This window comes from Acidithiobacillus sulfurivorans, from assembly GCF_018853815.1.
Classification (GTDB): Bacteria; Pseudomonadota; Gammaproteobacteria; order Acidithiobacillales; family Acidithiobacillaceae; genus Acidithiobacillus; species Acidithiobacillus sulfurivorans.
Window position 1 is genome coordinate 18,266 of sequence record NZ_JAAOMP010000031.1, and the last position, 26,168, is coordinate 44,433.

General features: G+C 54.6%; 27 protein-coding genes and 2 tRNA genes. 12 read left to right on the plus strand and 17 right to left on the minus strand.

What is annotated here, in order from left to right:
* Positions 1–3: 3 nt before the first annotated feature.
* The 4 genes from HAP95_RS02800 to HAP95_RS02815 all read left to right on the plus strand — a co-directional run bounded on the left by HAP95_RS02800 (position 4) and on the right by HAP95_RS02815 (position 3,661).
* Positions 4–393, plus strand: a complete 390-nt coding sequence (locus HAP95_RS02800) for a Rid family detoxifying hydrolase (protein ID WP_226832468.1) — start codon at positions 4–6, stop codon at positions 391–393.
* On the plus strand, positions 368–610 hold the full coding sequence (locus tag HAP95_RS02805) for a DUF1858 domain-containing protein (RefSeq protein WP_226832470.1): 243 nt from the start codon (positions 368–370) through the stop codon (positions 608–610). Before HAP95_RS02800 ends, HAP95_RS02805 begins: the two co-directional genes overlap by 26 nt.
* 4 nt (positions 611–614) lie before the next feature.
* Positions 615–2,666 carry an ATP-dependent DNA helicase RecG gene (gene recG, locus HAP95_RS02810; RefSeq protein ID WP_215882852.1) on the plus strand — a complete coding sequence of 684 codons (2,052 nt, stop codon included), beginning with the start codon at positions 615–617 and terminating at the stop codon, positions 2,664–2,666.
* A gap of 89 nt (positions 2,667–2,755) precedes the next feature.
* Complete coding sequence (locus HAP95_RS02815; RefSeq protein WP_215882853.1) at positions 2,756–3,661, plus strand: L,D-transpeptidase family protein; 906 nt, start codon at positions 2,756–2,758, stop codon at positions 3,659–3,661.
* 21 nt (positions 3,662–3,682) lie between these two features.
* Here the strand turns inward: HAP95_RS02815 and hemG are convergent, their stop codons facing one another.
* Genes hemG through HAP95_RS02830 form a run of 3 tightly spaced genes read right to left on the minus strand, consistent with a single transcriptional unit; the run spans position 3,683 to position 7,018 of the window.
* Entirely contained in the window at positions 3,683–5,005 is a 1,323-nt protein-coding gene (gene hemG, locus HAP95_RS02820) for a protoporphyrinogen oxidase (RefSeq protein ID WP_215882854.1), read from the minus strand.
* Between the two features lie 5 nt (positions 5,006–5,010).
* The gene (locus tag HAP95_RS02825) at positions 5,011–6,051 is read right to left on the minus strand and encodes an AI-2E family transporter (protein WP_215882855.1); all 1,041 of its coding nucleotides are present in this window, start codon (positions 6,049–6,051) and stop codon (positions 5,011–5,013) included.
* A gap of 49 nt (positions 6,052–6,100) precedes the next feature.
* On the minus strand, positions 6,101–7,018 hold the full coding sequence (locus HAP95_RS02830; RefSeq protein ID WP_215882856.1) for a LysR family transcriptional regulator: 918 nt from the start codon (positions 7,016–7,018) through the stop codon (positions 6,101–6,103).
* Positions 7,019–7,110: 92 nt separating this feature from the next.
* Here HAP95_RS02830 and HAP95_RS02835 point away from each other — a divergent pair, with 92 nt between their 5' ends.
* The 3 genes from HAP95_RS02835 to HAP95_RS02845 are packed head-to-tail and all read left to right on the plus strand — an operon-like array spanning position 7,111 to position 11,799.
* On the plus strand, positions 7,111–8,961 hold the full coding sequence (locus tag HAP95_RS02835; RefSeq protein WP_215882857.1) for a chloride channel protein: 1,851 nt from the start codon (positions 7,111–7,113) through the stop codon (positions 8,959–8,961).
* 13 nt (positions 8,962–8,974) lie between these two features.
* A complete protein-coding gene (locus HAP95_RS02840; protein ID WP_226832473.1) occupies positions 8,975–10,393 on the plus strand; it encodes a chloride channel protein in 1,419 nt (472 codons plus the stop codon).
* Positions 10,394–10,410: 17 nt separating this feature from the next.
* The gene (locus HAP95_RS02845; RefSeq protein WP_215882858.1) at positions 10,411–11,799 is read left to right on the plus strand and encodes an MFS transporter; all 1,389 of its coding nucleotides are present in this window, start codon (positions 10,411–10,413) and stop codon (positions 11,797–11,799) included.
* Between the two features lie 30 nt (positions 11,800–11,829).
* Here HAP95_RS02845 and HAP95_RS02850 read toward each other — a convergent pair whose 3' ends face one another.
* The 3 genes from HAP95_RS02850 to HAP95_RS02860 all read right to left on the minus strand — a co-directional run bounded on the left by HAP95_RS02850 (position 11,830) and on the right by HAP95_RS02860 (position 13,820).
* Complete coding sequence (locus tag HAP95_RS02850; protein WP_215882859.1) at positions 11,830–12,102, minus strand: type II toxin-antitoxin system YafQ family toxin; 273 nt, start codon at positions 12,100–12,102, stop codon at positions 11,830–11,832.
* Entirely contained in the window at positions 12,102–12,362 is a 261-nt protein-coding gene (locus HAP95_RS02855) for a type II toxin-antitoxin system RelB/DinJ family antitoxin (RefSeq protein ID WP_215882860.1), read from the minus strand. The genes HAP95_RS02850 and HAP95_RS02855 overlap by 1 nt, the downstream gene beginning before the upstream one ends.
* A gap of 129 nt (positions 12,363–12,491) precedes the next feature.
* Positions 12,492–13,820 (minus strand): TolC family outer membrane protein, encoded by a 1,329-nt coding sequence (locus HAP95_RS02860; RefSeq protein ID WP_215882861.1) that lies wholly within the window; start codon positions 13,818–13,820, stop codon positions 12,492–12,494.
* 131 nt (positions 13,821–13,951) lie between these two features.
* Here HAP95_RS02860 and pabB point away from each other — a divergent pair, with 131 nt between their 5' ends.
* Both pabB and HAP95_RS02870 read left to right on the plus strand, forming a co-directional pair.
* On the plus strand, positions 13,952–15,343 hold the full coding sequence (pabB, locus tag HAP95_RS02865; RefSeq protein WP_215882862.1) for an aminodeoxychorismate synthase component I: 1,392 nt from the start codon (positions 13,952–13,954) through the stop codon (positions 15,341–15,343).
* Positions 15,344–15,377: 34 nt separating this feature from the next.
* Positions 15,378–16,358: a lysylphosphatidylglycerol synthase transmembrane domain-containing protein gene (locus HAP95_RS02870; RefSeq protein ID WP_215882863.1), complete on the plus strand. Its 981-nt coding sequence runs from the start codon at positions 15,378–15,380 to the stop codon at positions 16,356–16,358.
* On the opposite strand, the gene HAP95_RS02875 is transcribed toward HAP95_RS02870, so the two are convergent.
* Positions 16,340–18,313: an NHL repeat-containing protein gene (locus HAP95_RS02875; protein WP_215882864.1), complete on the minus strand. Its 1,974-nt coding sequence runs from the start codon at positions 18,311–18,313 to the stop codon at positions 16,340–16,342. The genes HAP95_RS02870 and HAP95_RS02875 overlap by 19 nt on opposite strands.
* 143 nt (positions 18,314–18,456) lie before the next feature.
* Between HAP95_RS02875 and HAP95_RS02880 the strand changes: the two genes are divergently transcribed.
* Both HAP95_RS02880 and HAP95_RS02885 read left to right on the plus strand, forming a co-directional pair.
* A tRNA-Thr gene (locus HAP95_RS02880) sits at positions 18,457–18,532 on the plus strand.
* Positions 18,533–19,092: 560 nt separating this feature from the next.
* Complete coding sequence (locus tag HAP95_RS02885) at positions 19,093–19,311, plus strand: hypothetical protein (protein ID WP_215882865.1); 219 nt, start codon at positions 19,093–19,095, stop codon at positions 19,309–19,311.
* Positions 19,312–19,409: 98 nt separating this feature from the next.
* On the opposite strand, the gene HAP95_RS02890 is transcribed toward HAP95_RS02885, so the two are convergent.
* The 6 genes from HAP95_RS02890 to HAP95_RS02910 form a co-directional block, all read right to left on the minus strand.
* The gene (locus tag HAP95_RS02890) at positions 19,410–20,216 is read right to left on the minus strand and encodes a hypothetical protein (RefSeq protein ID WP_215882866.1); all 807 of its coding nucleotides are present in this window, start codon (positions 20,214–20,216) and stop codon (positions 19,410–19,412) included.
* A gap of 165 nt (positions 20,217–20,381) precedes the next feature.
* Positions 20,382–20,720, minus strand: a complete 339-nt coding sequence (locus tag HAP95_RS02895; protein WP_215882867.1) for a terminase small subunit — start codon at positions 20,718–20,720, stop codon at positions 20,382–20,384.
* 93 nt (positions 20,721–20,813) lie between these two features.
* Positions 20,814–20,942 (minus strand): hypothetical protein, encoded by a 129-nt coding sequence (locus HAP95_RS17240; RefSeq protein WP_264318807.1) that lies wholly within the window; start codon positions 20,940–20,942, stop codon positions 20,814–20,816.
* 3 nt (positions 20,943–20,945) lie between these two features.
* Positions 20,946–21,146 carry a hypothetical protein gene (locus tag HAP95_RS02900; protein WP_215882868.1) on the minus strand — a complete coding sequence of 67 codons (201 nt, stop codon included), beginning with the start codon at positions 21,144–21,146 and terminating at the stop codon, positions 20,946–20,948.
* 4 nt (positions 21,147–21,150) lie between these two features.
* Positions 21,151–21,858, minus strand: a complete 708-nt coding sequence (locus HAP95_RS02905) for a site-specific integrase (protein ID WP_368356539.1) — start codon at positions 21,856–21,858, stop codon at positions 21,151–21,153.
* A gap of 16 nt (positions 21,859–21,874) precedes the next feature.
* Positions 21,875–21,959, minus strand: a tRNA-Leu gene (locus tag HAP95_RS02910).
* Positions 21,960–22,014: 55 nt separating this feature from the next.
* Between HAP95_RS02910 and HAP95_RS02915 the strand changes: the two genes are divergently transcribed.
* On the plus strand, positions 22,015–22,644 hold the full coding sequence (locus HAP95_RS02915) for a nucleotidyltransferase (protein WP_215882869.1): 630 nt from the start codon (positions 22,015–22,017) through the stop codon (positions 22,642–22,644).
* Positions 22,645–22,661: 17 nt separating this feature from the next.
* Here the strand turns inward: HAP95_RS02915 and HAP95_RS02920 are convergent, their stop codons facing one another.
* The 4 genes from HAP95_RS02920 to HAP95_RS02935 form a co-directional block, all read right to left on the minus strand.
* Positions 22,662–23,582, minus strand: coding sequence for a DMT family transporter (locus HAP95_RS02920; protein ID WP_215882870.1), 921 nt, complete (start codon positions 23,580–23,582; stop codon positions 22,662–22,664).
* A gap of 88 nt (positions 23,583–23,670) precedes the next feature.
* The gene (locus tag HAP95_RS02925) at positions 23,671–24,744 is read right to left on the minus strand and encodes an NADH:flavin oxidoreductase/NADH oxidase (protein WP_215882871.1); all 1,074 of its coding nucleotides are present in this window, start codon (positions 24,742–24,744) and stop codon (positions 23,671–23,673) included.
* Positions 24,741–25,469: a dienelactone hydrolase family protein gene (locus HAP95_RS02930; protein WP_215882872.1), complete on the minus strand. Its 729-nt coding sequence runs from the start codon at positions 25,467–25,469 to the stop codon at positions 24,741–24,743. The genes HAP95_RS02925 and HAP95_RS02930 overlap by 4 nt, the downstream gene beginning before the upstream one ends.
* Before the next feature lie 54 nt (positions 25,470–25,523).
* Positions 25,524–26,132 (minus strand): TetR/AcrR family transcriptional regulator, encoded by a 609-nt coding sequence (locus HAP95_RS02935; protein ID WP_215882873.1) that lies wholly within the window; start codon positions 26,130–26,132, stop codon positions 25,524–25,526.
* Between the last annotated feature and the right edge of the window lie 36 nt (positions 26,133–26,168).

The window sequence follows — 26,168 nt, forward strand, 5'->3', positions numbered from 1 at the left end:
ATCATGCCGACACCAGTACACAGTGATGCAGCACCCCAGGCTATTGGCGCATACAGTCAGGCGATGACCCATAACGGTCTGCTCTACCTGTCGGGACAAATACCGCTGGACCCCGGCACCGGGCAGATGGTGGAAGGTGACTTTTCACTGCAGATACGGCGGGTGCTCGACAATCTCAAGGCGGTTTGTGCGGCTGCCGGTACGGACTTGCAACAGGCTATCAAATTGCAGGTTTTTCTGACGGATCTTGGCAATTTTGCAGCGGTTAACCAGGCGTTGGAAGCGGAGTTTGCTCAACCCTATCCAGCCCGTGCGGTGGTGCAGGTTGCGGCACTGCCCCGGGGTGCCCAGGTGGAAATTGACGGTATTGTCGCCTTGGGCAAATCGGACTGATATGGAGCGCGCCGAACTTCTGGCCCAGCCGATGCGGGTTCTGCTGCAGGAACATCCGGTGCTGGTTTCGTTGCTGGAAGAGCGGGGTATTCATTGCGGTGAATGCTTTGTTGCCGATCGCGAAACCCTGGCCGGGGTGGCGCGGATGCATGCGGTAGATCTTAACGAAATCCTAAACGAGTGGGCCCATCGCGAGGCTCTGCCGCACAGCGACTGAGCAGGTGTCTGCCTCCTCTCCTCTCTACCTGCAAAGTTCGGTTTCGGCACTGCGGGGTGTCGGCCCGGCACTGGTCCAACGCTTACAGCGCATGGATATCTGGAGGGTTCAGGATGTGCTTTTCCATCTGCCCAGCCGCTATCAGGACCGGCGCCATCTTCTGCCCATCGGGACACTGTTGCCCGAACAGGAAGGCGCGGTGCTGGGCGAGATTACCCAGGTGGAACACTTGCGTGGGCGTCGCGATCAGTGGCTGGTTACCCTCAGTGACGGTACCGGACAACTGTATATCCGCCTTTTTCATATGCTGGCGCCGATGCGTGCCCAATGGCAGAAGGGCAGGCGCTTATGGTGTTTCGGGGAAACCCGTGCGGGTTACCAGGGTCTGGAAATGGTGCATCCTGAGTGGCAAATGGCCGACCAGCCGCAATTTCAGGCGCCTACCCACCTCACCCCTTTTTATCCCAGTACCCAGGGAATTACTCAGGCACAGTGGCGGCGCTGGGTTGCCCAGGCACTGACCCTGGTTGATCAGCTCCCCGATTATCTCGCGAAATATTTAGGTCCGGCGTGGCCCCCTCTGGGTGAGGGCCTACGGCTTTTGCACGAAAGTGCAGAAGAAGTACCGACGCCTGCGCATCCTGCCTGGCAGCGTCTGGCATTGGAAGAGTTACTCGCCAATCATCTGGCTATTCGCTCTGCCCGTACGGCCAGCGATGAAACGGGTGCTCCGGTAATTAAGGCCAGCGGAACCCTATGGGCTGCGTTTCTGAAACAGCTACCTTTTGCACCAACTGCCGCACAACAGCGGGTCATTGCGGAAATTAACCAGAATATGGCCCAGGCCCGGCCCATGCGGCGTTTGTTGCAAGGCGATGTGGGCTCCGGCAAAACTCTGGTGGCCGCCGCAGCAGCATTAACGGCCGTGGAACAAAGTTATCAGGTAGCCCTGATGGCACCGACGGAAATCCTTGTCGAACAGTTGCATGACCGTTTTGTCGAATGGTTGACACCCCTCGGTATTCAGGTGGGTTTTCTGGTGGGGGGGCTTGGCCAGAAAGCCCGGCGCGAGGTATTGGAAAATTTACATAATCAACGCATCCAGATTGTCGTAGGTACTCAGGCACTTTTTCAGGATGAGGTAAAATTTGCCGGACTCGGCCTGGTGATTATTGATGAACAACATCGTTTTGGCGTAGATCAGCGCCGGCAGTTGCTGGAAAAGGGAACCATTCCCCATCTTCTGGTGATGACGGCGACTCCTATCCCCCGAACTTTGGCGATGACGGTGCATGCGGATCTGGATTTGTCGATTATTGACGCACTGCCGCCGGGGCGCAGTCCCGTAGAAACTCTGGTTGTTGCCGATACCCGGCGGGCAGAGTTGATGACCCGCATGCAGCACAGACTGGCTGAAGGGGATCAGATTTACTGGGTTTGTCCGCTCATTGAAGAATCCGAGATTTTGGCACTGCAGGCAGCAGAAACCAGTTATGCCGATTTACAGGCAGCCTTGCCGGAAGTGGCCATCGCGCTGGTCCATGGACGCCTGCCTGCAGCCGAAAAGGCCCGGGTAATGGCAGATTTCAAGGCCGGGAAAACCAGAATTCTGGTGGCGACCACGGTCATCGAGGTCGGTGTGGACGTGCCCAATGCCAGTCTGATGGTGATTGAGCATGCTGAACGGATGGGCCTCGCGCAACTCCATCAGTTGCGCGGCAGGGTAGGGCGAGGTCAACGGCAAAGTAGTTGTATACTCCTTTATCATCCGCCTTTGGGTGAAAAAGCCCGGGCGCGCCTGCAGGTCATGCGCGACAGTCGCGATGGCTTTGTGATTGCCCGCAAGGACCTGGAATTGCGCGGCCCGGGCGAGTATCTGGGCACCCGTCAAACCGGATTGCTGCAGATGCGGGTGGCAGACATGATGCGGGATGAAGCGCTGCTGGCCGAGTTACCAGGCCTCGCTGCACAATTGCTGCACGAAAACCCAGGAGCAGTGCAGGCCCTGATTCAGCGCTGGCTGGGTAACCGTCTGGATTACAGTCAGGTGGGTTGAATGAAAACTTGCCGATTATCATGGACTTTGATGATCTAGCTCGGGTATATTATGAAAGTCTTAAAATGAAAAACCAAGGAAGCGGGTGCATGGGTACTTTAAGAAAATGGTGGTGGCTGCTGGGCTTATTTGTTCTGTGGGGTCTGGACGGATGTGCTCCCCACATTTCTGCGCCGCCCGTGCATTCTGTGGCCTATTATGCGGCGCAAATCAAGGCGCCGGTCATTACCCCTGTGGCTCCGGTGGTATCGCCGACAGTTTCTGCACTTGCGCAGCAGCAACCCGTACGGATAGTAGTCTCAACAACTGCGCATTTGCTGCGGATTTATCGGGGAGACACGCTCCTGGCTACTTACCCTGTGGCCATTGGCTTTAACGGTTCGGCACCGCGTCGTACGCGTGGCGATGATGTCACGCCGGTGGGTCATTATCATATTGGCTGGATTCTCCACGGAACTCAGTATGGCCCCTTCATGGGACTCACCTATCCTAACAAGGAAAATGCCGAGTGGGGATTGCAAGAGGGCATTATTACCCATAACCAGTATCTGGCGATTGTGGACGCTATTGATGCCGGTCAGACCCCACCTCAGAATACCCCGTTGGGAGGTGAAATTGGCATTCATGGGATGGGCCCGCAGTTTGCTGATGATCCTGAAAGCAAGGTGTTTCCCGGTCGCTGGACGGCGGGCTGCGTAGCCTTGTCCAACTGGAATGCGCAACAAATTGCGGCGCTGGTACAGGTCGGCACGCCGGTAGAAATTGTTGGTGAGGTGAAGGGTTATCGACATAATTTTGACCCGAAAGCCGAACTGGCATGGTCGCAGTATCAGCACCGTAAGGCGGGAAGTATTGTCGAGTCGCACAGCACGGCCACGCACTTAAGCCCCGTCAAATACGCCCGAAATTCGGGTGCAAAAAAATCGTCAGATTCTTCCGGGGAAACAGATATGGATATGCTCCTGGCCAAACTGGGAAAAGACAAAAATCCATAAAGTTCTACAGCCTCATGAGCTCTAGTTTGCGAGCTTCTGGCTGAGTTGCCGGGCGGCTTCCATACAATCACCCAGGGCGACACCGTCACTCCAGTTGGCGCGGAAATGCAATCCAGGAATCTGACGGGTCATTTTGGTGATGCGTTCCAGGCGAGCCAGATGGCCTAATTCATATTGGGGGATGGCTTCTGGCCAGTTTTGGCAGCGACTGAAGCCGGGTTCTCCCGCTATGCCCAAAATGGGTCGGATTTCGTGCAAAACGGTCTGGAGAAGATCGCTGCCACTGCGACCCTGCAAAGGATTCTGGCTGCCGCCAATGAATGCCGTCATCAGTACCTGATCTGGGGCTGCGCGATCTGGAAACAGCGTGGAGGAGAACAGGACGCCCAGGGTTTCCAGACCCATCGTACGGGGAATCAGCAGGCCGAAACCATCCAGGGGATGCTCAACGCTGCTGCGCGGGAATCCCAGAGAAAGCGTAGTGACTGCTGGATAGCTGATGGCTTTCAGCTCTGCCGCCAAGGTCGGCTGAAGCGTTGCCAGCAGGGCCGCTGCTTTATGGGCAGGCAGGGCCAGAATGATTTTTTCACTCCGCCAGCTTTGCTGTTGACTGAATACTTCCCAAGTTCCGTCCTCATGTTGTTGCAGTAGATTTACCGGCGCATTGCAGTGGAGGGGCCCCTCCAGTCGTTCCGCCATGCGCAGGGGTAAGGCCTGCAAGCCATTACGGAAGGAAACCAGACGTGGCTTGGTGGTGTTTTTACGGCCAGCAAATGCGGCCCTGAACAACGACCCATGTTCCTGTTCCATTTTGACCAGGCGGGGAAAAGTAGCGGCTACTGCCAATCGCTCTGGATCTCCGGCAAATACCCCAGAAACAAAAGGGTCAACCAGCCAGGTAAGCACTTCTGGACCCAGGCGGCGGCGTACAAAGGCGGCGATGCTTTCTTCCGCCGCAGCGTTGCCTCGCCCGCGAAAAGCTTCGCTGAGGAGGCGCAGGCGACCTTGCAGGGATAATAACTTTCCGCTGAATAGTACCCCCGGTCCGAGCGGGACCAGTTGGCGCTTGCGATTGAGTATGTAGCGCCTTTTAGCCAGAGCGTTGGCTTCGACGATTTCCTGTTCCAGTTGGAGTGACTCAATCAGTGCCGGAACCACCTGACCTTTGATCATCAGCGAATTTGGTCCTGCATCTCGCAGAAAACCATTTTCTTTTATGCTCAGGAGATTGCCCCCCACTTGGGGTGCTGCTTCCAGCAGACGTGACTGCACGCCTTGTTGCTGCAAAAAATAGGCACTGGCGAGACCGGAAAGTCCGCCACCAATAATGATGACTTTATCCAAGGGGCTTATTCCTTGCCCAGATAGTAAGGGCTTTGCAAATACCAGTTTTGAAAATGCCGTAATAATGCCACTAATACGGCGGTGACGGGTAGGGCGAGCAAGAGACCGATAAAACCGAACAACTCCCCTCCGGCCATCACGGCAAATATCACGGCTACAGGATGCAGGCCGATGCGATCTCCTACCAGATAAGGGGTAAATACCATGCTTTCGAGAATCTGTCCGATGAAAAATACCAACAACACCCACGCCACCGAAAGCAGCGAACCGGTTTGCACATACATGGCGAGGCTGGCCATGAGGACGCCACTGATGACGCCCAGATAAGGGACAAAACTCAGGATTCCAGCTATCAGACCAATGAGAATGGCGGTTTTAAGGCCGATAATGCTGAGACCAATGGCATAACTGCAGCCCAGGGCGAGCATGACCAGCAGTTGGCCACGCAGAAAGGCCATCAGCATGGTGTCGGCATCCCGGCTCAAAAGACGAACCAAAGGCGCATGCTTTTGCGGAATCCACTGATCAATCCGGACCAGTAAACGCGGCCAGTCCCGTAACAAATAAAAACCCAGAACCGGCACCAGAATGATGCTTAATGCGCCGGTTAATAACCCTGACCCGGAGCTCAGGGCCACTTGTACGCCATGTCCCAGCCAGGTAGCTAGCTTCTGGGCATTACTGGTGGCGTAGTGGGAAATAGCCCCGCTATCCAGTTGAATACCCGTTGCTGCGGCAATTTGCGGGATCAAGCGGCTTTGCAATAATCCGCCATATTTTTGCAGATACTCCACAAAAAGCAGGGATTGATGCTTGATGACCGGTAACAGGGCCATGATGCTACCCGCAAAAATCAGCAGGACAATCACAAACACCAATGTGGTGCCCCAACTGCGACCAATGCGATGACGCTGGAGATAAGTCACCAGAGGGTTACCCAGATAGGCCAGAATGGCTGCCAGCAAAAAGGGGGTAAGCACGGGAGACAGGCGAATGGTCAACCAGCCCAGCAAAATCAAAATGGCCAGAAAAAAAAAGCGTTGCATGAATTGACGTATGCTCCGTGTGGATCAAGCCGCGAATTTGCAGAGTATATCAGTCGTGTAGGGTTCGGCTATGGGCGTTCTTGTCGATGCCGAGAATATCCATGAAGGTGGAAAGTACACGGGATCTTTGCAGACTTTTGGGGACGGCAATATAGCTTCTCCAGACCGGACTGGGGGTGGCTATGCGGATACCATGAAGTCCCCAATCCAGGCGTTTTTCAAAAACCGTCCGGGTGATGAAGCCTACCCCGAGTCCGGCTTGAACCATGGCACCCACAGATTCTACATCAGCTACTTCCACGTAGCGTTGTGGCTGAATATCTCTGGCTTTAAAAACGCCTTCCATGATTTTGCGCACACCCGAGGAGGGTTCCCGCCAGATGATTGGATAAACCTGAAAATCCTGAATGGGAACTTCCGCGTGAATGGCCAAAGGATGGTCATGGGGGACGATGGCGATAATTTCATCCGCGCACCAGGGCAGCTTTTCGTAGTAAGCGGGGAGGTTGGGGATATCCATATCCCCCTCAAAAAAAAGAATATCCATTGCAGAGAGCTGAATATCCTGCCAATAAGCCACGCCACTTTTTATATGTAAGTTGATATCTGGATGATTGCTCTGAAACTTTTGCAGATAAGCCGGGAGGAGGTGGTTGGCAATCAGACTGGTCGAGGCAATGCGCAAATCGCCGCTTTGCAGGGACTGGCGGCGGCTGACCTGACGTTCTATGTCGCTGATTTTGTCACGGAGCTGGCGGATATCGGGCAACAGGGCTTGACCGGCATCTGTCAGGCGAATGCTGCCTCCCTCCCGGATATAGAGGGGCTCGCCAACTTCTTCCGATATTTTATGCAGGCGTTCAGAGATCGCGGGTTGTCCGCGATGCAGGCGGGAGGCGACTTCGCTGACACTGCCGGTTTCGGCGAGCAGTAATAGGGTCAGCCATTGTTCTGCGCTAATATTCATCAATTAATCCGAATCAATATTCAACTAAATCGATTTGTTTGAGTTTCAAGGATAGCGTACCGTCAAAACAAAATCATTTCCAAGAGTTGGTAATGCCGGAAAATACCCCAATTGCTCCCGAAGTTTTGACCCATGTAATCGAAAGAGAAGTAGGCGGGTGGCAGGGCAAGCTGCGCCGCAACCCTTTATTTCACCTGTTGCTGGCCTTTTTTGTCGGCATTATTGCCGGACTGGGAGCGGTGGCATTCCGGCGTCTCATCGGCCTGATGCATAACCTCTTTTTCTTTGGTCAGTGGTCTTTCTCTTTTAATGCACTGCAACATTCCGATGCCAGTATCTGGGGCGCTGGAATTATTTTGGCCCCCATTATCGGGGGTCTGATGGTGGTCTGGCTGGTACGCAACTTTGCGCCCGAGGCCAAAGGTCACGGCGTGCCCGAAGTGATGGATGCCATTTACTATAAGCGCGGGGTGATTCGCCCTGCTGTGGTTTTGATCAAGGCGCTGGCTTCGGCCATTACCATTGGGAGTGGCGGCTCCGTGGGCCGGGAAGGGCCTATTATCCAGATGGGCGCAGCCTTTGGATCGAGCCTGTCGCAATGGTTGCGCTTGCATGAGTGGCAACGTCTGGGCTTGATTGCTGCCGGTGCTGGTGCCGGAATTGCAGCCACTTTCAATACGCCGGTTGGCGGCATTCTGTTTGCGGTGGAATTGATGCTGGTGGAAGTCAGTGCCCGTACTCTGGTGCCGGTCATGATTGCCACCGGAACGGCCACCTTTGTGTCACGCCTGTTTCTGGGAAATCATCCTTCTTTTGTGATTCCTGCCAGCATTATTGCCAGTACAGCGCATGAAACGGCTGCCGATTATGTGGCTTATGTGGTTTTTGGATTGCTGGTAGGGGGCGTGGGTTTGCTGTTCACCAATACCCTTTACTGGACCGAAGACTTGCTGGAAAAATGGTTCAAAAACGTCTATCTGCGCACTATTTTGGGAATGGCGGCGGTGGGCCTGGCCATGTATTTGATCCAACGCTGCACCGGACATTACTATGTGGAAGGCGTGGGTTATGCCACGGTCCAGAATGTTCTGGAAAGTACCCTGCTGAATCCCGGCTTTCTGCTGTTGTTGTTGGTATTGAAGGTGTTTTCTTTTTCAGTCACTTTGGGTTCGGGAGGGTCCGGCGGGGTTTTTTCTCCTTCCCTGTTCGTGGGCGCCGTGCTGGGGGGGGCTTTCGCAGCCCTGGTGAGTCACTGGATTCCGGACTATCAGATGGGTATGGCGGTAGGAGCAGCACTGGGTATGGCAGGGATGGTCGGGGCGTCTACCGGGGCCGCCGTCACTGGTGCCGTTATGATTTTTGAGATGACCAATGACTACCACATCATTATCCCGCTGATCGTGGTATCGGGTCTGGCCTTTGGTGTGCGCAGGCTGTTTACCCGCGAGAGCATATACACGCGCAAGCTGATTCGGCGGGGACATTTTATTCCTGAAGCCCGGCACAGCAATCTTTACCTGATGCGTCCTGCGGCGCAACTCATAGAAACGCCTATGGTGCGCTTGCGTGGAGACCGCACATTAGAAGATTTACAAAAAATACTCCTGCATCGTCGCGAGCTACCCCATGTGCTGATTATTGAAGGGACCATGCCTTTGGCAGTCATCCCCGCGCATCGGGTGGCAGAAATTCTGCGTCGGGAAATCCGCCATGTGCCCTTGCGTGATCTGGCCAGTACCGACTGGGTGGCGGTGCGTGATGACAGTCAGCTGTATGATCTGGTCGCCCGTCTGCGCGCCTGTGCCTGCGAAACGGCGTTGCTCTGTAAAAAGGATCCCCCTGAACATCATGAGGACGTGGTGGCCGTGGTGACCGTGGAAGATATTCTCAGTTATGCCTCTCTGCCTCAGGTTCTGCTGCGACCGGAGCGAGGCCCGCAATGAGCCGTGATACCGTATGATGAAACAGACTTGGACAAGCCTGCGCCGCACTCTTCATAGTCGGCTTTCCCCGGCGGGTGAAGGGCCGGGCTTGATTATTCTTGGTGCCTTGGTGGGCTTGTTTACTGGTGGCGGTGCGCTGCTTTTCCATTACCTGATAGCGCTGCTCCACAACCTGTTTTTTCAGGGAAGCTGGAGTTTTTATTACAATGAGCACTTGCCATCCACACCGGCGCTTTGGGGGTCGTGGGTGATTCTGGTGCCGGTATTGGGTGCCTTTCTGGTTACCATTCTGGTGCAACGGGTTACCACCGAAGTCGAAGGGGCTGGCGTCAGCCAGGTTATGGAGTCGGTGCATACGGATGGCGGACGCATCCGCCCCATTATTGCCGTTTTGCGGCCACTGGCGACAGCGCTGACTTTGGGTTCGGGAGGTTCTGCGGGGCGCGAGGGACCCGCCATGCAGTTTGGTGCGGCAATGGGCGCCTTAATGGGCCATGTGCTGCCCATGTCCGACAGTCGCCGTATTCATCTGGTGGGTTGCGGAGTCGGTGCGGGCATCGCAGCGGTTTTTAATGCCCCCCTGGGTGGCTGGTTTTTTGCCATGGAGGTCATTGTGCCCGATTGGCGCCCCTGGACGGTGCTATCCACGCTGGTAGCAACGGTTTCCGCCACCTGGGTCACGGAAACCGGTCTGGGCAATTTCCATATCCTCGCCTATGTGCCCACACCGGCACTTTCCGGAAGTCTGATGCTTCCGGCTTTTGCGCTGCTGGGCATTGTAGCGGGATTAATGAGCTTTTTGTTCATACAGTTGCTGACCTGGACGGGGCAGACCAGCAAAGTCTACTTGCCCAATCCTTACCTGAGACACATGAGCGCCATGTTGCTGGTGGGTTTGCTCCTGTATGGACTGTTCTGGTTTACCGGCCATTATTACCTGATTGGTGGCAGTTATTTTGCTATTTCGGAAATTTTAACCGGTCACTTACACCTGCTCGGCTTTCTGATTTTACTGTTGATTCTGAAGGGCGTTGCCACCAGCCTGACCATTGGTACGGGCGGTTCTGGCGGGATTTTCTCTCCTTCCTTGTTTATGGGGGCAGCCATGGGTGCAGGCGTTGGTTATCTGGCAGAGGGCTTGCTGGGTTGGCATGGCAGTATTCCACTATTTGCCATGTGCGGAATGGCGGGGATGGTGGGGGCAAGTACCGGAGCCCTGATCAGTGCGCCGGTCATGGTGGTGGAATTAACGAATAATTATCATATTCTGCTCCCGGCCATGGTCACCTCACTGACGGCTTTTGCATTGCGCCGGGTGTTTCTGGAGCAAAGTATTTATACCTACCCGCTCTTCAAAAAGGGTCTGGATATTCCGGAAAATCATTATGTTGTCCAGGAAAAAATTCACCCGGATAAATCGTCCGATAAATAGTCAGCAAGGAGCCGTACATGAAAAACCCTGAAGCCGCACTCAATCAGAAGGAACGACGCGCCGTATTTTCCCTGGCCGGAATATTTGGCCTGCGATTATTGGGGCTCTTTCTGGTTCTCCCGGTGTTTTCTGTTTATGCCCATGGTTTACGGGGTGCCATGGATCATCCGGTATTAATAGGTATTGCCCTGGGGGCTTATGGTCTGACCCAGGCATTTTTTCAGATTCCCTTCGGCAAACTTTCTGACCAGTGGGGACGCAAGCCGGTCATTGCCATAGGGCTGCTGATTTTTGCCATTGGTAGCGCCATTGCTGCTACGGCGACCAGTATTGAATGGTTGTTGATTGGCCGTATTGTGCAAGGCGCTGGCGCAGTGGCAGCCGCCATTATTGCCCTGACCGCCGATCTAGTCCGGGAAGAACGCTGGACCAAGGCTATGGCGATTATCGGCATTACCATTGGTATCAGTTTCAGTGTTTCGCTGATTCTTTCGGCACCGCTTGCAGGCTGGATTGGGGTGAGTGGCATATTCTGGCTGACTGCAGTCTTGTCCCTTGCCGCCATTGGTGTTCTTTATCTGGTGATTCCGGCGGTTCCCACCCGCTTTCATCGCGATGCGGAAATGAGCCCGGCCATGTTGGGTGATGTGTTGCGCGATCCCAGTTTGTTGCGTCTGGATTTTGGCATTTTTTCCCTGCATACCGGACTCACGGCCATATTCGTGGTGCTGCCGCTGGTGCTGATTGATCCCCGGCATCCGCTGCTCAGTCTGAATGATCAATGGATGCTGTATTTGCCGGTCATGCTGCTCTCTTTTGTAGCCATGTTGCCGATGATTATCGTGGGTGAAGCCAAGCGGAAGCTCAAGGAAGTATTCATCATCGCCATTGCGATTTTACTGGTTTCGGTCATTTTGATGGCGCTGTCAGCCCATAATATCTGGCTGATTGCCGTAGCGCTTTTCCTGTTTTTTATGGGCTTCAATGTGCTTGAAGCCAGCCTGCCTTCGTTGGTCGCCAAATTCTGTCATCCCGGTGCCAAGGGTACGGCAACGGGTGTGTATACCACGTCCGAATTTCTGGGTGCTTTTTGTGGAGGCTTGCTGGGTGGTTTGCTGTATATTCCGGGCGCACGTAATTACAGCGACATTTTCTGGGCGGTAGCCGTTATTTATGCCATCTGGCTGGTGGTTGCCCTGACCATGCAAAGGCCGCGTTATCTGGCGACCCGGGTGTTCACCTTGACTGAATCTGCCGAGCGTCAGAGTGATCTGGCGACCCGTTTGCTGGCGCTTCCAGGTATTGCTGAGGTGGCGGTGTTCAAGGATGAAGGCGCGGTGTACTGCAAGGTGGACAGCAAAGTGTATGACGAGCAGGCGGTGATGGGCGTGCTGGCGGGTACCTGAGCTGGTGGAACCGATGGCAGGCATGATGCTCTACTCATCGAACAAATCCGAATGCCGTCCGGTGCGCTCAAAGCGCACTACGTCGCCCGCAATCTTGTAGATCAGCAACCAATCCGGCTCAATGTGCGCATCACAGAAGTCACGCCAGCCTCCTTTCAGCGGATGGTCAAGGTAGGACGCTGGCAATGGCTCGCTGTCAATGAGCAAACCCAGCAAGACTTTGAGCTTGTCCATGTCTTTACTGCGTTTCTGCATTTGCTTCACATCGCGCTTGAACTGGCCGGAATAGTCGGCTTGGCGCATCAGATACCCAACTGGTTGAACAGATCTTCAGCATCCTTGGCATGGTGAAGATCCTCACCGCGCTCGCTATTCGCCAGCGTTTTCGCCGTCAAAGCATTGGGTACGCGCATCTCGAACGGCAAAGCCTTTTCTTTGGCGATTTTGGTCAGCGCGATGCGCACCACATCGGAAACAGTCAGACCCATATCCGCCAACACGGCAGCGGCCTCGTTTTTCAGTGTTTCGTCAATCCGCGCCCGGACAAATGCTGTTGCAGCCATGATCTAGCCTCCTTTCAGAAAGAGGCTTAATTGTAGCTCAGATGAAGCATAAAAACGATCGGCTCATCCTCTGCGCGTTGTCGCGCTTGACCTTCTGCACGTTTGATATTGCCGTAGCTGTTTTTAAGGCTAAGCGCTTTTTTTCAACAGCGCATTGATAGCCTGCAAATCCGCCATATTGATTTGTCCGGAAGCTGCCTTGAGCTGTACCCGGGCGATCACCTGGTTGTAGAAAGCGACGTTGTAGTCCTGCTCGGCACGCACGTAGTCGGTGGCGGTGTGCAGCAGGTCAATGATGGAGCGGGTGCCCACTTCATAGCCCTTGCGCGTTCCTTCTAGGGATAATTGGGCAGAATTTACAGTTTCTTTGGCCGCCTTGAGCTGCGCCACACTGTTTTTCAAATTGAGAAAGGCGGTTTGGGTGTTCAGGGTGACTTCATCGCGCACATTGGCGACATGATCCACACTGGCTACCGTTTGCGCCTGGGCTTTTTGCACGGAGGCGGAAATGTTGCCGCCTTCATAAAGCGGGACGGACAAATTCAGGCTGACTCCGGCCTGATTCATGATCAGCCCCGGAAAGGGATTCCCCAGGGCATGCTGGGCTACCCCCTGCAGGTTGACTACCGGCCAGCGCGCGCGCTGATGGTATTGCACTTCCTGCTGGGCCGTATGGAGCTGGTCCTGGGCCTGATGCATCAGCGGCTGATCCTGAACGGCACTATGCACCCAGCTCTGCATGTCATCGGGCTGCGGCCCCAGGGCCTGATAATGGCCTAAAGGTTCCAGCACGCCAATGGGATGATGGGTCAGACGCTGTAACTGTTTCCCGGCTATCGCCACCCCGTTGCTGGCCTTGATGAGATCGGCTTCGGCGGCATCAACCCGGGCTTGGGCCTCACGCACGGCGATAATGTCACCGGTGCCGATTTTCAGAGTGGCTTCTGTTTGCTTGTAAATGCTCTCCAGCAGTGATTTCTGTTTTTGCGCAACCCGTTCCTGGGCCTGGGCTTCCAGCACCCCAAAATAGGCCTTGGCCACCTGCAGGGCGAGCTGCTGTTCGGAGTAGGTCAGGCCCGCAGCGCTGGCTTGAATCCGCGAGTCCGCCTGTTTCAGCGCCGTCCAGGCCTGGCCGTTGAATACGGATTGGGTGATATTGACGCTATAGCTGTCAGACAAATAGGCGCGATTAATATCGATATTACCAAAGCCGGTAATGTCGGCGGTATTAAAGCCTACCGATGCGCCAACCCCCACATGTGGTAGCAAGGCCGAACGCGCCAGGGGCTTGTCCTGCATTTGCGCGGACAGTTCGGCGCGGGCCTGGGCCAGTACCGGGTCGGTATGGTAGGCCTGCTGATAGGCATCCATCAGGTTTTCTGCCCAGGCAGAACTGCTGCTCAACAGCAACGCAGCGGCAAGCAACGACAAAGACGAAGCAGAACGATTGGCGCGCATGGGCATTTCCTGTGCCTGAAGGAGATTTCAGACAATACCGACCGATCGGTCGGTGGTCAAGCGCTCATGGGCAAAGGATCTTTCATCGCTTATGCTACAAAGCTCTATTTGGCAGGATTTTTGGCAGGATTATGACGCTGTCTCCCTTGGTTTGCTGTGCTTTGGCCTATCCCGATCGTCTTGAGAAAGTATTTGCAGATCTTGCCGAAACGGATTGGTCGCAGTGGCTGGATAGCAGTACCCAGACGCCAGGGCAGGGGAGATACAGCATTATGGTGACACAACCGCGTCGCCGTATCTGGCAGCATCACGGACAATTGTGGGTGGCCGAGGGTAATCAGCCCGCACAGCTTTCGACATCCTCGTTGTGGCAGGTCTTGCGGGAAAGTCTTGCCAATCTGCCTGCAACGCAGTTACCTCAGGGCGAAGATATGCCCTTTACCGGCGGGGTGCTGGGTTACCTGGCGTATGATTTTGCTTTGGCGGAGCAGGGGCTCGCAATGCCTGAGAAGACTTTCTGGCCAGAAGCGGCTTTTGGTGTTTACGATACGGCCTTCATTGTTGACCATCTGCAGTCTTGTTCCTGGCTGCTTGCCCCAGAAGATCAAATAGCCAGGGTACGTTTACAATGGGAAGCCCGATTGGCGGCTGTCCGGGAGCCTGCCTTATGGCCGGTGTTCCAGACGCACGGAGCCGTGCAAGCGCAATGGTCTCCTGCCCAATATGACCAGGCTTTTCGTCAGGTGGAAGCTTATATTCATGCCGGTGATTGTTATCAGATCAATTTGGCACAAAAGTTTTCTGCCACCTATAGTGGCTCGCCCTGGTATTTGTATCAGCAGATGCGATTAATGAATCCGGCAGCTTTTTCGGCTTATTTGCGCTTTCCCTGGGGCAGTGCATTGAGCTTTTCTCCAGAGAGATTGCTGCAGGTCCGGCAGGGACAAATGCAGGTTCGCCCCATCAAAGGCACCCGTCCCCGCTCGGCAGACGCATTGCAGGATGCCCAGCTGGCCGAAGACCTGCTGAGCAGCCCTAAAGATCGTGCGGAAAACGTGATGATTGTGGATTTACTGCGCAATGATCTGGGTAAAGTGGCGGAAACGGGTTCCGTGCGGGTGGCCCAGCTTTGTGGCCTGGAATCCAACGCCCAGGTTCATCATCTGGTCAGTGTCGTGGAAGCCCAATTACAGGATGGACTGGACCCCCTTCACGCATTGGCTGCCTGCTTTCCGGGAGGGTCCATTACGGGTGCGCCCAAGCGTCGTGCCATGGAAATCATCCATGAACTCGAATCCGCATCGCGGGGTCTTTATTGTGGCAGTATCGGTTATATCGACCGCAGTGGAAGATTGGATATGAATATTGCTATCCGTACCATCACGGCCAGCCAGGGAGAACTGCAGTTCTGGGGCGGCGGGGGCATCGTCTCGGACTCTGTGGCTACTGCTGAGTATCAGGAAAGCCTGGACAAAGTGGCTTTGTTCCATCGGGAACTTGCAGCACTGGCTGGTCTCGCATAGAGTCCGACCCATAGATCGCTTTTGAAAGTCAGGCATGTCCCGAAAAAAACTCCACACCCGATGGCAACTGCTGCTACAAATTGTCTTTACCATTGGCGTTCTGTTCTGGCTTTTGCATAACACCAACTGGCAGTCGCTCAGTCAACGTTTTGCAGAAATACGACCCTGGTGGTTTGTCGCGGCCATGGCCTCCTATGCCCTGAATTTATCGGTATCGGTTATTCGCTGGCGTATTATTCTGTTGGCTATGGAGCGTACGGCTCCCATCCTCTGGTTGTTGCGTCTGAATTGGGTTGGGGCCTATTTTAATCAGGTATTGCCGGGGGCGGTTTCTGGCGATGTGATTCGTGCCTGGTACACCCGTCATCAAACCGGTTCCATGCCGCTGGCGCTTGCAGCGGTTTTTGGTGACCGCTTTATGGGGATGGGCGCTTTGATTGTCATTGCAGCGGTCGCTTTTGCTCTGGGTGGAGCAAGGGTAGGGCTGCTCCCGCAGATGGGCTGGACCATCGGGATTCTGCTTTTTGCCTATGTCCTTATTATCATTCTTATTTTAAGTCCGCTGCTGAATTTTCTCGAAAAAATTTCTGGAAAACTCGGCGATAAGCTCCATGATATTCGCTTGGGCATGAGCGCACTGCTGTGCCATCGTCTGGCATTGAGCGGGACCATTGTTCTGTCTTTTGCTATTCAGTGCATATCGGTTCTGACCTTCTGGTTGCTCGCCCATGCCCTTGGCGAGGCCCCGGACGCCGTGGCGCTCTGGGTGGTGTGGCCGGTAATCAGTCTGTTTCTGGCCTTGCCCATATCCTTTGCCGGTTGGGGGCTGCGTGAAGGCCTGATGGTTTTTTATCTGGGTTATTTGCACATGGGGCATGATCAGGCTTTGGCGCTCTCCTTGTTGCTCGGCTTCACCATGGTCCTGACCAGTCTGCCGGGTGCCTTGTTGTGGATAGGATTACATCGTCATCATGAAGCACCGCCTGATCTGCAGTCTCAGACCGGTGCCCACTGATAAATGAGATTTTTACCGCGAGCATCTTCTTCGACCATGATCAGGTACTGCCCGTTTTTCCGGCGCAGGGCATGAATGGCGTGGATCATGTCCACCCAACCGCTTTGATTACCCACCGCCGCTCCTGGTGAAATGTTCCCTACCTTTGCCCCATTGTCGAGGCGGAAAATAGTCACTACCGCATCCTTGCCTGCAGTGGGAAATACGGCCACGGTAAACAGATAATCACCGGCAATATCAAATGCTTTTGGTGGTAAGCCATGTCCGTCTTCAGGCATGTTGACTGCCCAGCGAAATTGAGCGTTTCCGCTTTTCCAGTGATCATAGCGCGCGACGACTGCGCCTATCAGCCCCCAGCTTTTTTTGCCTTTATTGGCGGTGTAGCCACCGATATAGAGACTATCGCTGCTGCTGTCATAATGTGCACGGGTCACTCGGGTAAATAAATCGGGCACCGGATATTTCACCGGAGATTTAAAATGGGGGATGCCTGCATCAGACCAGGCAGCAAAGCCATAATGCCAGATGTTTTGATCGGGTGTTTGCCCACGCCAGATACCACCTTCCGCGTCCACGTTCCAGGCAAACCCATCGCCCTTGAGGCTGGCTACATGATGGGCAATTTGGCTGGGAGCCGGTTCAAAGGCGTATAAATCGTATCCGCCTCCGGTTTGTCCCATGGTGTAAAGCAGTCTTTTCCCCTGCAGATGGCGTAGTTCGGTAGAGCAGGCATCTTTACCCATAATGCGTGGATCATCAGGGTGGCGCACGGCATCCAGAGTGATGGCCTCCGCCTGCCAGCCTTTGCCGGGCTCCTGGTCAGGGTCGTAGGAAAAAATGGATTCAGGACCATAAACCATCGTGCCATCACTGCGGGGATCAAAACAGAAAGCGGTCACCCAGGCATATTTTGATAACTCCCAACGTAATTGCTGCTGGGGGTTCAAAGAACGAATGACCACCGGAGAATTGGGATTGGGTCCAAAACACATGCCGACATAAAGATTACCAGCAGCATCCAGACCCGCACCGCGCAGGGCAAAAAACTTGTTGGCAGCCATTTTTCCCGGTGTGCCCGCCCGCAGCCCGCCCTGAACCCCATAACGCTGATTGAGCTGTGGATCAGAATAGAGGGTATAACTCAGCACCTGTTGATCGGGACCATTATCGCAAATCAGCAGAACATCATTTTTATCGATGGAAATAGCAGTAGCTTTGGCCACATTGCCAATCCGACCGGGCAATATCTGACCATCCATACCATAATGCAGGATTTGCCCTTTTTGTATCACCCACAAGGTGTTTTTCGAGTCAATGGCGAGGCCGGTGATATCGGATAGAGGAAGGGTACTACGGATGCTCATGTCCTGCGGATTGCGGATCTGAATGCCGCCGCTCTTGAGTGCCACGGCCAGGGTTTCTGCGCGTCCTGCCATGGCGAGCGCCACCCCGGATTTGCTGTGTCCCTGGTATTTAATGGCGGATTGAATATTGTGTGGATCGTTCCAGTAAAATTGTAATAAGTCACCGGCCGTATTGGTGATAAAAAGCAGATGGCCGATTACAGCTACACTGGTTCCTGCTGTGCCCCAACCCCAGGCCCGTGAACGGACTTCACCCTCGGCCATGAGGCATTGGACATTGGTATCATTTTCCCGATACAAGCCGGTACAACGCCCAGCCTCATCCCACAATGATGCGGTCAGCACGGTGCCATCATTTGTGACGGTCATGGCGACAATTTCATCCTGAACCCAGCGACCGGAACCGTTCTGACCCTTTCCGGCAAAGCTGTTGCCAATCCACGAGGTAGAACATTGACCGGGCAGCGGTGACAGCTCTGAACCTGCAAAAGCCCGAGAGATCAGGTTGCGAGAGTAAAAAGCGATACCCGCAACCGGCAGCGCTACCCCACTCAGCCCGGCAAATTTCAGGAAGGTACGACGATTATGCATGTTGAACCGCCTCGCTATGATTAAATGCGTTAAATGGCCCGATAAAGCATGGTCTGACTGCGAGTATAACGGATTACCGTGTTCATGGCGGTATGATGCGTTGCCACAGAGAGTGGCATCAAGATATAATTGAGCACCCAAGAGCTGGCGTAGCTCAGTCGGTAGAGCTACTGATTTGTAATCAGTGGGTCAGGGGTTCGATTCCTCTCGCCAGCACCAAATAAAACAGGCACTTAGCGCAACTTGCTGGGTGTCTTTATTTTTCCGGGCTAACGCGGGGCTAACCTCAGTAAGGAAAACCGCAACAGCACCAGCCAAAGAAAAGCCCCTACATCCGAAGATCAGGGGTTGTCGTTACGCGGTAACAGTCTTGCAGGTTCTTTCATGGGGTGTTTTGCAAATGGGCAGGTAGGCGCAGTATCTGCCCCGTGCTGCATCCTGTGGAGAAACTGGTGTAATGATGGCTCTGGCCTGTTTGCGTGCTTTCCGGTGGCGTCTCCCGGTCAACATGAGCGTTCTTTTTTTTGGGGGGTGGCTACCGGCCACTATCCCGGCCACTTTTGCCATAACGGGCATCCAGAGCCTTACGCGCGAAGATTTCCGGATTTGTCAGGTTTTTACGGGAGCACACCTGGCAAAGTGCCGTCTATAAAAAAGGCGTCCGATTGGTAGCGCCTCGCGCGCGCGTACGTCTGCGAAAATTCACGCGTGGGCAAATCTCAGGCTTTCTCAGGTGCTTTGTGCGGTGATGGTAGGGAGGAGAGAAGGATGGACACCCAATGCCGCAGGATGCGCTACAGGGCAAGCATGACGCCTTAGTGGGCGTTTTTACGACTGCCCGGTGGTTGCGGTGCTGGCTTCCGGTTCAGCCGGCTTCCTGGTTTACCGTTCCTTCGCCTTTTCCTTGTAATTCCGCAGGCGTTACGGTAACAACGCCTGCAAAAGAAAATCCCCTGACCAAGCTGGTGCAGGGGTTGCGGTTGCCGGATCGTATCTGATTACAGTTTCGCGTGTGTCACCATCACGGTAAGTGCCCCAGAACAATTACAGGCACCTTCCAGGGAACACTCAACGGCACAAGGACAGCAACAAGGGCTTATCCGAAGTTGTAGGCCAATCCAACCATGCCGCGCACCTCGTTGATTGTGGCCGATGCGCTTGCAGCCTCAAGAGGATAGCTATATGAAGCGTGATAACGATCATACGCAACCCCAGCAAATGCGCTGAATTGCGGGGTGAAGGCATAAACACCCTTAGCACCCAACTGCAGAACACCGGAGGACGGCGGATTGGAGACGGAACTGCTCCCGTCAATGGTATTTGCACTGGCGCTAGCATCTACGCCGGCAAGATAACCAATATGCGCATCAACATCAAAAGGGCCTCCGGTATTGGTGACAAACTCGACGCCGCCGCCCAGAGCATTATTACCGTAGGTCGCATTACCGAAGCCATTAACCCCCAGCTTGAAGTCGGCATATTGATAGGCCAGGTAAGGACCAATAGCCACTACTGGCGTCACAGCAAACAGCTTGCCCAGTCTGGCGTTAAACTGCAGAGAGTGCCCATTCACAGAAGTAGAGCCGCTGGCGTTATTGTTGTTGACGGTGCCGGATCCTCCAGAGATGGCAGCTCCAGCAGCATAGTTGAACCCCAGATGTACAAACCACAGATCACTGTTCACGCCGTTTGCAAAGACACCAACGCCACCAACAGTATTGCCTCCGGATGCTGAGGCGGAGCCGCTAGAATCTGAAGCGGAAACAGAGGAGGGTGTACCAACTGCCTGGCCATAAATGCCGATCAGGTTTTGCGTCTGCCCGAATGAACCGGTCATGCCTGTTGCGCCCAAGGCGTAGACCGGAAGCAGCGTAAGAGCGACGGCTACAGCTATTTTATTCATTGTGAACCCCTTTGGTTAGATAAAGCTCAAGGGGGTATTAGGCTATTTTCTAATTTTTGCCAAGCACCAGCTTTTTTGTGGTTGCACCCTGCGACTTTTTCCGCTCCAGCCAAAGAAAAACCCCGCACATTGCAGGGCCTGCAACACCAAGGTTACGTCAAGGTTTTATAGGACCATATCATCGCGGGATATTTGAACGATGATCGCCGTTTGCTGGTTCGTCTCTACCTTCTGGATAGGTTGGGAGCCCGCCGCACGGTCCAGAAGGGCACATGAGGCCAATACACGCGCCTGGGCACCCTTGGCGTCGGCCTGTCCTGACGCGATTTCCGCCAGCGTTTGAATCGCCGCGATCTGTTCCGCGTGCCATTCAGCCTGCAATTCGCGCACGCGCGCGCGGATGTTATGATTTGTCAGCAGATAACTCCCTTGTGACCGTGCGCTTGCTGGCGAATAACCCGCAAGTGTTGCGGCATTGGAAGCATTAGAGCCTGCCGAGTGCATTCATATATCCCGCTGGCATCGTGAGTGCGGAGTTGGGCTTTGGGTTGTATGACGGCGACGCGTTGTGGATCGTTCAGCAGCCGATCCGCTGTGTCAATGCGCGTGTTTGGACTTGTCCTCGCCAGGTGCCTTGCGGCCATGCAGAGCAGCAATACCCAAGGCCACAAGTCCATAGAGAACCACTGCCCCCATACCGATAAATGCCGCCGTAGCCATGCTCATTGGTTAGCCCTCGTCATCTTCCATTGCCAATAACAGGTTTGCGATAGTCTGGCAGGTGATCCACCAGAGAAAGGCCGCCAGCAAAACAGACGGGGCTTTCATGGAGTATCCCAACAATCCCAACCCAATACCGCCATAGGTGGACGCCTTTTTCAGTTCGTCCGCGATGGACACCCGAACCACCTTATTAAAGCGTAGCTTCACTCCATCACCCCAGCAACTTCGCCAGATCCTCAGCCCTCAAGTGAGTATAGCGTTTTAGCATCTGCAATGTCTTGTGCCCCGTGATGGCCGCCACCTGCATGGGGTTCAGGTTCTTCTCAAATAATCGGCTGGTGGCCTCGTGGCGTAGATCGTGGAAGCGCAAGTCTTCTATCCCAGCGCGTTTGCAGGCGGCAGCGAATGTGTGCGATATATCCGCGCCTGGGAACACCTTGCCGTTGATGTTACGCGGTAACGATTTCAGGACATTCACCGCGCGACTGGACAATGGAATAGTCCGATCTTCCCCGTTTTTTGTATCAAATAACTGGGCAGTGCATTTGTTTAGGTCCACATCCTTCCAGAGCATCTTTCGTATTTCCCCTCGCCGCATGCCGGTTTCCAGAGCGAAGAGGATGATGGCCTTCAATGATGGAGTACATTCGCCCAACAGCTTCTTTTCTTCAATCGGCGACAACCGTCTATCTCGTGCCTTACCTGGCGATGGTTTCCGCACTGACAATACCGGATTGCGCAACCCTTCCATACGCCACTCCTTCATGGCGACCGTGTACAGATTGGAGATGATGGCGAGTTCCTGGCGTACGGAGCTATCAGAAAGCCCCGCCTTCAATCGCCGATCTCGATACTCTGCGAGGTCAGCGCCGCGAATTCGTGACAAGTGCAGTTTGGCGATTTTGTCCGCCGTGCCCACGCTTCTGCATCCCGTTTGGTGCGAAAGGGGAGACTCGAACTCCCACGCCGTGCGGCGCTGGAACCTAAATCCAGTGCGTCTACCAATTCCGCCACTCTCGCTTACGCGCTATCTTATGCGGAATAGTCCCGGACGACAATCATCGGAGCACCGAGCATGAGCAAGTCACAGCAACCCCATCGTTTACGCCGTTTGCTGGCTGTGGAGTCGGCCCGGATCATGGCGGAGGAGGGCGTCGTGGATTTTCGGGTAGCCAAGGAAAAAGCGGCGCGGCGTTTGGGTGCGGGGGGGGATGCCCAGCACCACTGGCCGAATAACAGTGAGATAGAATCGGAATTACATGCCCGTCTGCAGCTTTTTCACGGACCTGCCCATGCGGCGGATTTACGCGAACTGCGGGAGCGGGCGCTGAAAGCCATGCAGTGGCTGGAGGCGTTTCAGCCGCGTCTGACCGGCCCGGTGTTGAGTGGTACGGCTACGTGCCATGCGGCAATTACCCTGCATTTATTTGCGGATGCCCCTGAGACGGTCATTTTCTTTTTGATGGACCAGAAAACACCTTATGAAGAAAGCTGGCAGCGCCTGCATTTTGGCGATGCCCCAGCGCAAGATTATCCCTGCCTGAAAATTGACTACGCAGACACGGAGATTCGTCTGGTCATTTTTGCACTGGATGAAGATCGGCGTAGCCCCGCTTCGCCTGTGGATGGAAAACCGGTCAAGCGTGCGACTGGTCAGCAATTGCGCAAAATGCTGGAGGAAGAGCAGCCGCAAAATGGACTTTAAAACCCAAAATTTTCCATTTATTCCTGACCCGTTGGCACAATAGCATTTTCCGACTCACGGGGGCGCAGGTGTTGCCAACTGACCAAAGCCAGTGCGACAAAAATGCAGACCATTCCCACACCTTCCCAGCCTCCCGGGGTTTCTCCCAATTGTAGCCATGCGGCAACGACGCCAATCAGCGGCGCTGCCAGGGTGCCCATGCCAGCGATTCCTGAGGGAAGTTTCTGCAAGGCGTAGGCCCAAAGAAAATAGGCCAGGGCAGTGCCAGGAATCGCGTTATAAAGCAGAGCACCGACAAATACGGGCGTCCAGTGAACCGTCAGCGGGTCAATAAACAAGGTCATGACAATCAGCCCAAGTCCTCCGAAAATGGTTTGCCACAAGGTGCTGTTGAATAAATCCATGTTGGGAGGCGCATAACGCTTTTGCCAGAGGGCGGAACTGGCCCACAAAATACCGGAAATCAGCGCAATCACGCTGCCAGTCCACTCGCCGTTAAAACTCCAGGGCTTGAGAATGGCGATCAGACCCAACAGGGCCAACAGCACTGCCGGCCATTGTAATCCGTACAATTTCTCGCCGAGCAGAGGCCAGGCAAACACAATCAGCCAAAGCGGCATCATGTAGACGAGAATGGCCGTTTTCCCAGCCCCGCCATATTCCAGCGCCCAGAGCGCAAGACCAATAAAACCGGTAGTTTGCAGCAGGCCAAAGGGAATGATATAGCGGGCTGAGGGCATCCGCAGCGGTCTTTTTAGCCAGATGATCAAGGGAATCAGGACGATGACACTTAGCCAAACGCGCAGAGTGGCAAAAAGCAGGGGCGGGCAGTCGCTTATGGCGACTTTCATGACGACCCAGTTATATCCCCAGATCAGGGACAACAGGGCCAGTGCAGCCAAAGGCCAGATTGTCACCGGTTTTTTGGGGGAAGACATCAGTCAGTGGCTCCAGAATGTAAAAACCGGGATAGCAACCCATCCCGGCAGCTCACTTCATCCCTCCTTTGGAGAGATAAGCGACGGTTTAGCGCAATTTGGCTCGATCGTATTGTTCTGGCCAAGGCAAGTCTACCCCCAGTTCGCGGGCAGCGTGCAGGGGCCAGTAGGGATTGCGGAGTAATTCCCGGGCAAGGGCGATGCCGTCGGCCTGTTCTGTAACCAGAATATGTTCGGCCTGCATGGCTTCGGTAATCAATCCGACGGCAACACTGGGTAATCCGGTTTGCTCGCGAATTTGTTGCGCGAAGGGCGTCTGAAATCCAGGGCCAGCCGGAATAACGGCATCAGGGGTCATCCCGCCGCTGCTGCAGTCAATGACGTCCACACCTCTTGCCTGCAACTGGTTGGCAAGAGCGACCGATTGTTCCAGATCCCAGCCGCCGGGCACCCAGTCTGTGGCCGAAATTCGGACCCACAGTGGCAGATGGTCGGGCCAGACCGCGCGCACGGCATCGGTGATTTCCAGAGGCAGGCGCATCCGGTTTTCGAGGCTGCCACCATAGGCATCATCGCGATGATTACTGATGGGTGAAAGAAAGCTGTGCAGGAGATAGCCATGGGCCATGTGCAGTTCGAGGACTTCAAATCCGGCATGTAGCGCTCTTTGCGCAGCAGCAACAAAGTCCTTGCGGACCTTTTCGATATCCTGAGCAGTCATTGCCTCAGGTACCGTGTGTGCCGGACTGAAAGGCAGCGGACTGGGGCCATAAGGTTGCCAACCCTGTTCCGCATCAGGCGCGATGGGCGCGCCACCGGCAAAGGGGGCCTGAGTAGAGGCCTTGCGTCCGGCATGGGCAATTTGTATGGCAGTCACGGCTCCCTGATTTTTCATGAAGCGGACGATGGGTGCCAGAGCCTCGGCTTGGGGGTCATTCCAGATACCCAGATCGCGCGGAGAAATGCGACCCTCGGGACTTACCGCGCTGGCTTCGGCCATGACCAGTCCGGCGCCACCTACCGCACGGCTGCCAAGGTGCACCATGTGCCAATCACTGGCTACCCCATCCGGGGTGGAGTACTGACACATGGGTGCGACGACAATACGGTTGCGCAACGTGATACTGCGCATGGTCCAGGGCGTGAACAGTTTGTGACTCATGCCTGCCCTCCAAGATGTTGACTGAAATGATCCAGGGTGAGACGCCAGCCTTCGGCGGCAGCTTCGGGGCGATAGCTGTCACGCGGGTCAGCAAAAAAACCATGGGGGGCACCGGGGAAAAGAGTCAGGGTGTAACGCTTTTTGGCCGTGCTGAGGGCTGCGGCAATGCGTCCATGTTCTTCCGGGGTGATGGAGTGATCTTCGGCCCCGTAAAGAAGTAGCAGGGGCGCGCGCATTTGATCGACCAGATGCAGAAGGGGTTGGCGTCCGGCCGGGTCCTTATCCGGGGCAATACCACCGCCATAAAAGGCGACGGAAGCGCTGAGTTTATCGGCATGCACGGCATTGGCCATGAACGCAAAGCGGCCACCCATACAAAAGCCGACGGCTCCGATGGCGTGCTTCATGACTTCGGGGCGTTTTTGCAGTTCGGCAATGGCCAGCCCCGCTTCCTGCATGGCCAGATCGTCCTTCAGAGTTTTAAGATGTCCGATGGCATTTTCAAAATCGGCATATTCGTACGTTTTACCATGATACAAATCGGGGACGATGGCACAGTATCCCGCTTTGGCAAATCGTTCGGCCACCTCCTGAAAATGGCTGTTGATGCCAAAAGCTTCAATAAATATGACAACGCCAGGATACGGGCCGTCGATGCCGGGGCGGGCGTACCAGGCACGGGGACCGTTTTCCAGTTGTAGCCATTCCGAATGAATTTCAGACATCACTCTACCTCCTTATTCGCGTGTGAAAAAAGGGAAGGGGGGATTGTTACGTGATCAGACCGCTAAAGACTGAATGTATACTTGCAGTTGCCGGAGGCAACGTTGGTAGGCGTTGATGGATTGGGCATTTTTGCCCAGCCCGACACAGCCTTCAATGGAAGCCACAATATAAAGGGCGATATCCTCGGGGTTTGAGTCCGGACGGACCTGGCCTGCGGATTGTCCTTCCTTGAGTGCCTCTGCGACGACTTCTACCCAACGTTCAATGATTTTTTGCAGCCCCTGCCGAAATGATTCATCCAGAGGGCTCATTTCCTGAATCAGGTTGTTAAGCGGGCAACCATAGCGAATGACGGATTCATCGGCGTGGGAAATTTTTTCTGCAATGAGATTGTATAGGCCGCTGATGGGATTATCATGCTGAGCAAGCATGGTAAACCAGCGCTCTTCCAGTTGCGGTCCGATCACTTCTTCAATAACCGCGAGCCCAAGATCGCGCTTGGTACCAAAATGATGATAAAGCGCCCCCTTGCTCACGGAAGTATTGGCGAGAATACGTTCCAGACTCGCGGCCTGAAAGCCGGATTCCAGAATTTCATGGTAAGCAGCATCCAGAAGATCGTTGCGGGTCTGTTCGGGATTGCGCGTTTTGCGTTGAATCATGTTCATCATGGCGTTGGAAGATACCGACCAAACGGT

Bases quoted from the DNA above. Each gene is read 5' to 3' on its own strand.
- HAP95_RS02915 (WP_215882869.1), top strand. From the start codon at position 22,015: ATGAGCAAGTCACAGCAACCCCATCGTTTACGCCGTTTGCTGGCTGTG.
- HAP95_RS02800 (WP_226832468.1), top strand. From the start codon at position 4: ATGCCGACACCAGTACACAGTGATGCAGCACCCCAGGCTATTGGCGCA.
- HAP95_RS02930 (WP_215882872.1), bottom strand. From the start codon at position 25,469: ATGTCTGAAATTCATTCGGAATGGCTACAACTGGAAAACGGTCCCCGT.
- HAP95_RS02895 (WP_215882867.1), bottom strand. From the start codon at position 20,720: ATGCACTCGGCAGGCTCTAATGCTTCCAATGCCGCAACACTTGCGGGT.
- HAP95_RS02845 (WP_215882858.1), top strand. From the start codon at position 10,411: ATGAAAAACCCTGAAGCCGCACTCAATCAGAAGGAACGACGCGCCGTA.
- HAP95_RS02840 (WP_226832473.1), top strand. From the start codon at position 8,975: ATGATGAAACAGACTTGGACAAGCCTGCGCCGCACTCTTCATAGTCGG.
- HAP95_RS02875 (WP_215882864.1), bottom strand. From the start codon at position 18,313: ATGCATAATCGTCGTACCTTCCTGAAATTTGCCGGGCTGAGTGGGGTA.
- HAP95_RS02885 (WP_215882865.1), top strand. From the start codon at position 19,093: ATGCCGCAGGATGCGCTACAGGGCAAGCATGACGCCTTAGTGGGCGTT.
- HAP95_RS02935 (WP_215882873.1), bottom strand. From the start codon at position 26,132: ATGATTCAACGCAAAACGCGCAATCCCGAACAGACCCGCAACGATCTT.
- HAP95_RS02815 (WP_215882853.1), top strand. From the start codon at position 2,756: ATGGGTACTTTAAGAAAATGGTGGTGGCTGCTGGGCTTATTTGTTCTG.
- HAP95_RS17240 (WP_264318807.1), bottom strand. From the start codon at position 20,942: ATGAGCATGGCTACGGCGGCATTTATCGGTATGGGGGCAGTGGTTCTC.
- HAP95_RS02925 (WP_215882871.1), bottom strand. From the start codon at position 24,744: ATGAGTCACAAACTGTTCACGCCCTGGACCATGCGCAGTATCACGTTG.
- HAP95_RS02830 (WP_215882856.1), bottom strand. From the start codon at position 7,018: ATGAATATTAGCGCAGAACAATGGCTGACCCTATTACTGCTCGCCGAA.
- HAP95_RS02850 (WP_215882859.1), bottom strand. From the start codon at position 12,102: ATGCGCCAAGCCGACTATTCCGGCCAGTTCAAGCGCGATGTGAAGCAA.
- HAP95_RS02855 (WP_215882860.1), bottom strand. From the start codon at position 12,362: ATGGCTGCAACAGCATTTGTCCGGGCGCGGATTGACGAAACACTGAAA.
- HAP95_RS02835 (WP_215882857.1), top strand. From the start codon at position 7,111: ATGCCGGAAAATACCCCAATTGCTCCCGAAGTTTTGACCCATGTAATC.
- HAP95_RS02920 (WP_215882870.1), bottom strand. From the start codon at position 23,582: ATGTCTTCCCCCAAAAAACCGGTGACAATCTGGCCTTTGGCTGCACTG.
- HAP95_RS02860 (WP_215882861.1), bottom strand. From the start codon at position 13,820: ATGCGCGCCAATCGTTCTGCTTCGTCTTTGTCGTTGCTTGCCGCTGCG.
- HAP95_RS02825 (WP_215882855.1), bottom strand. From the start codon at position 6,051: ATGCAACGCTTTTTTTTTCTGGCCATTTTGATTTTGCTGGGCTGGTTG.
- HAP95_RS02890 (WP_215882866.1), bottom strand. From the start codon at position 20,216: ATGAATAAAATAGCTGTAGCCGTCGCTCTTACGCTGCTTCCGGTCTAC.
- HAP95_RS02870 (WP_215882863.1), top strand. From the start codon at position 15,378: ATGTCCCGAAAAAAACTCCACACCCGATGGCAACTGCTGCTACAAATT.
- pabB (WP_215882862.1), top strand. From the start codon at position 13,952: ATGACGCTGTCTCCCTTGGTTTGCTGTGCTTTGGCCTATCCCGATCGT.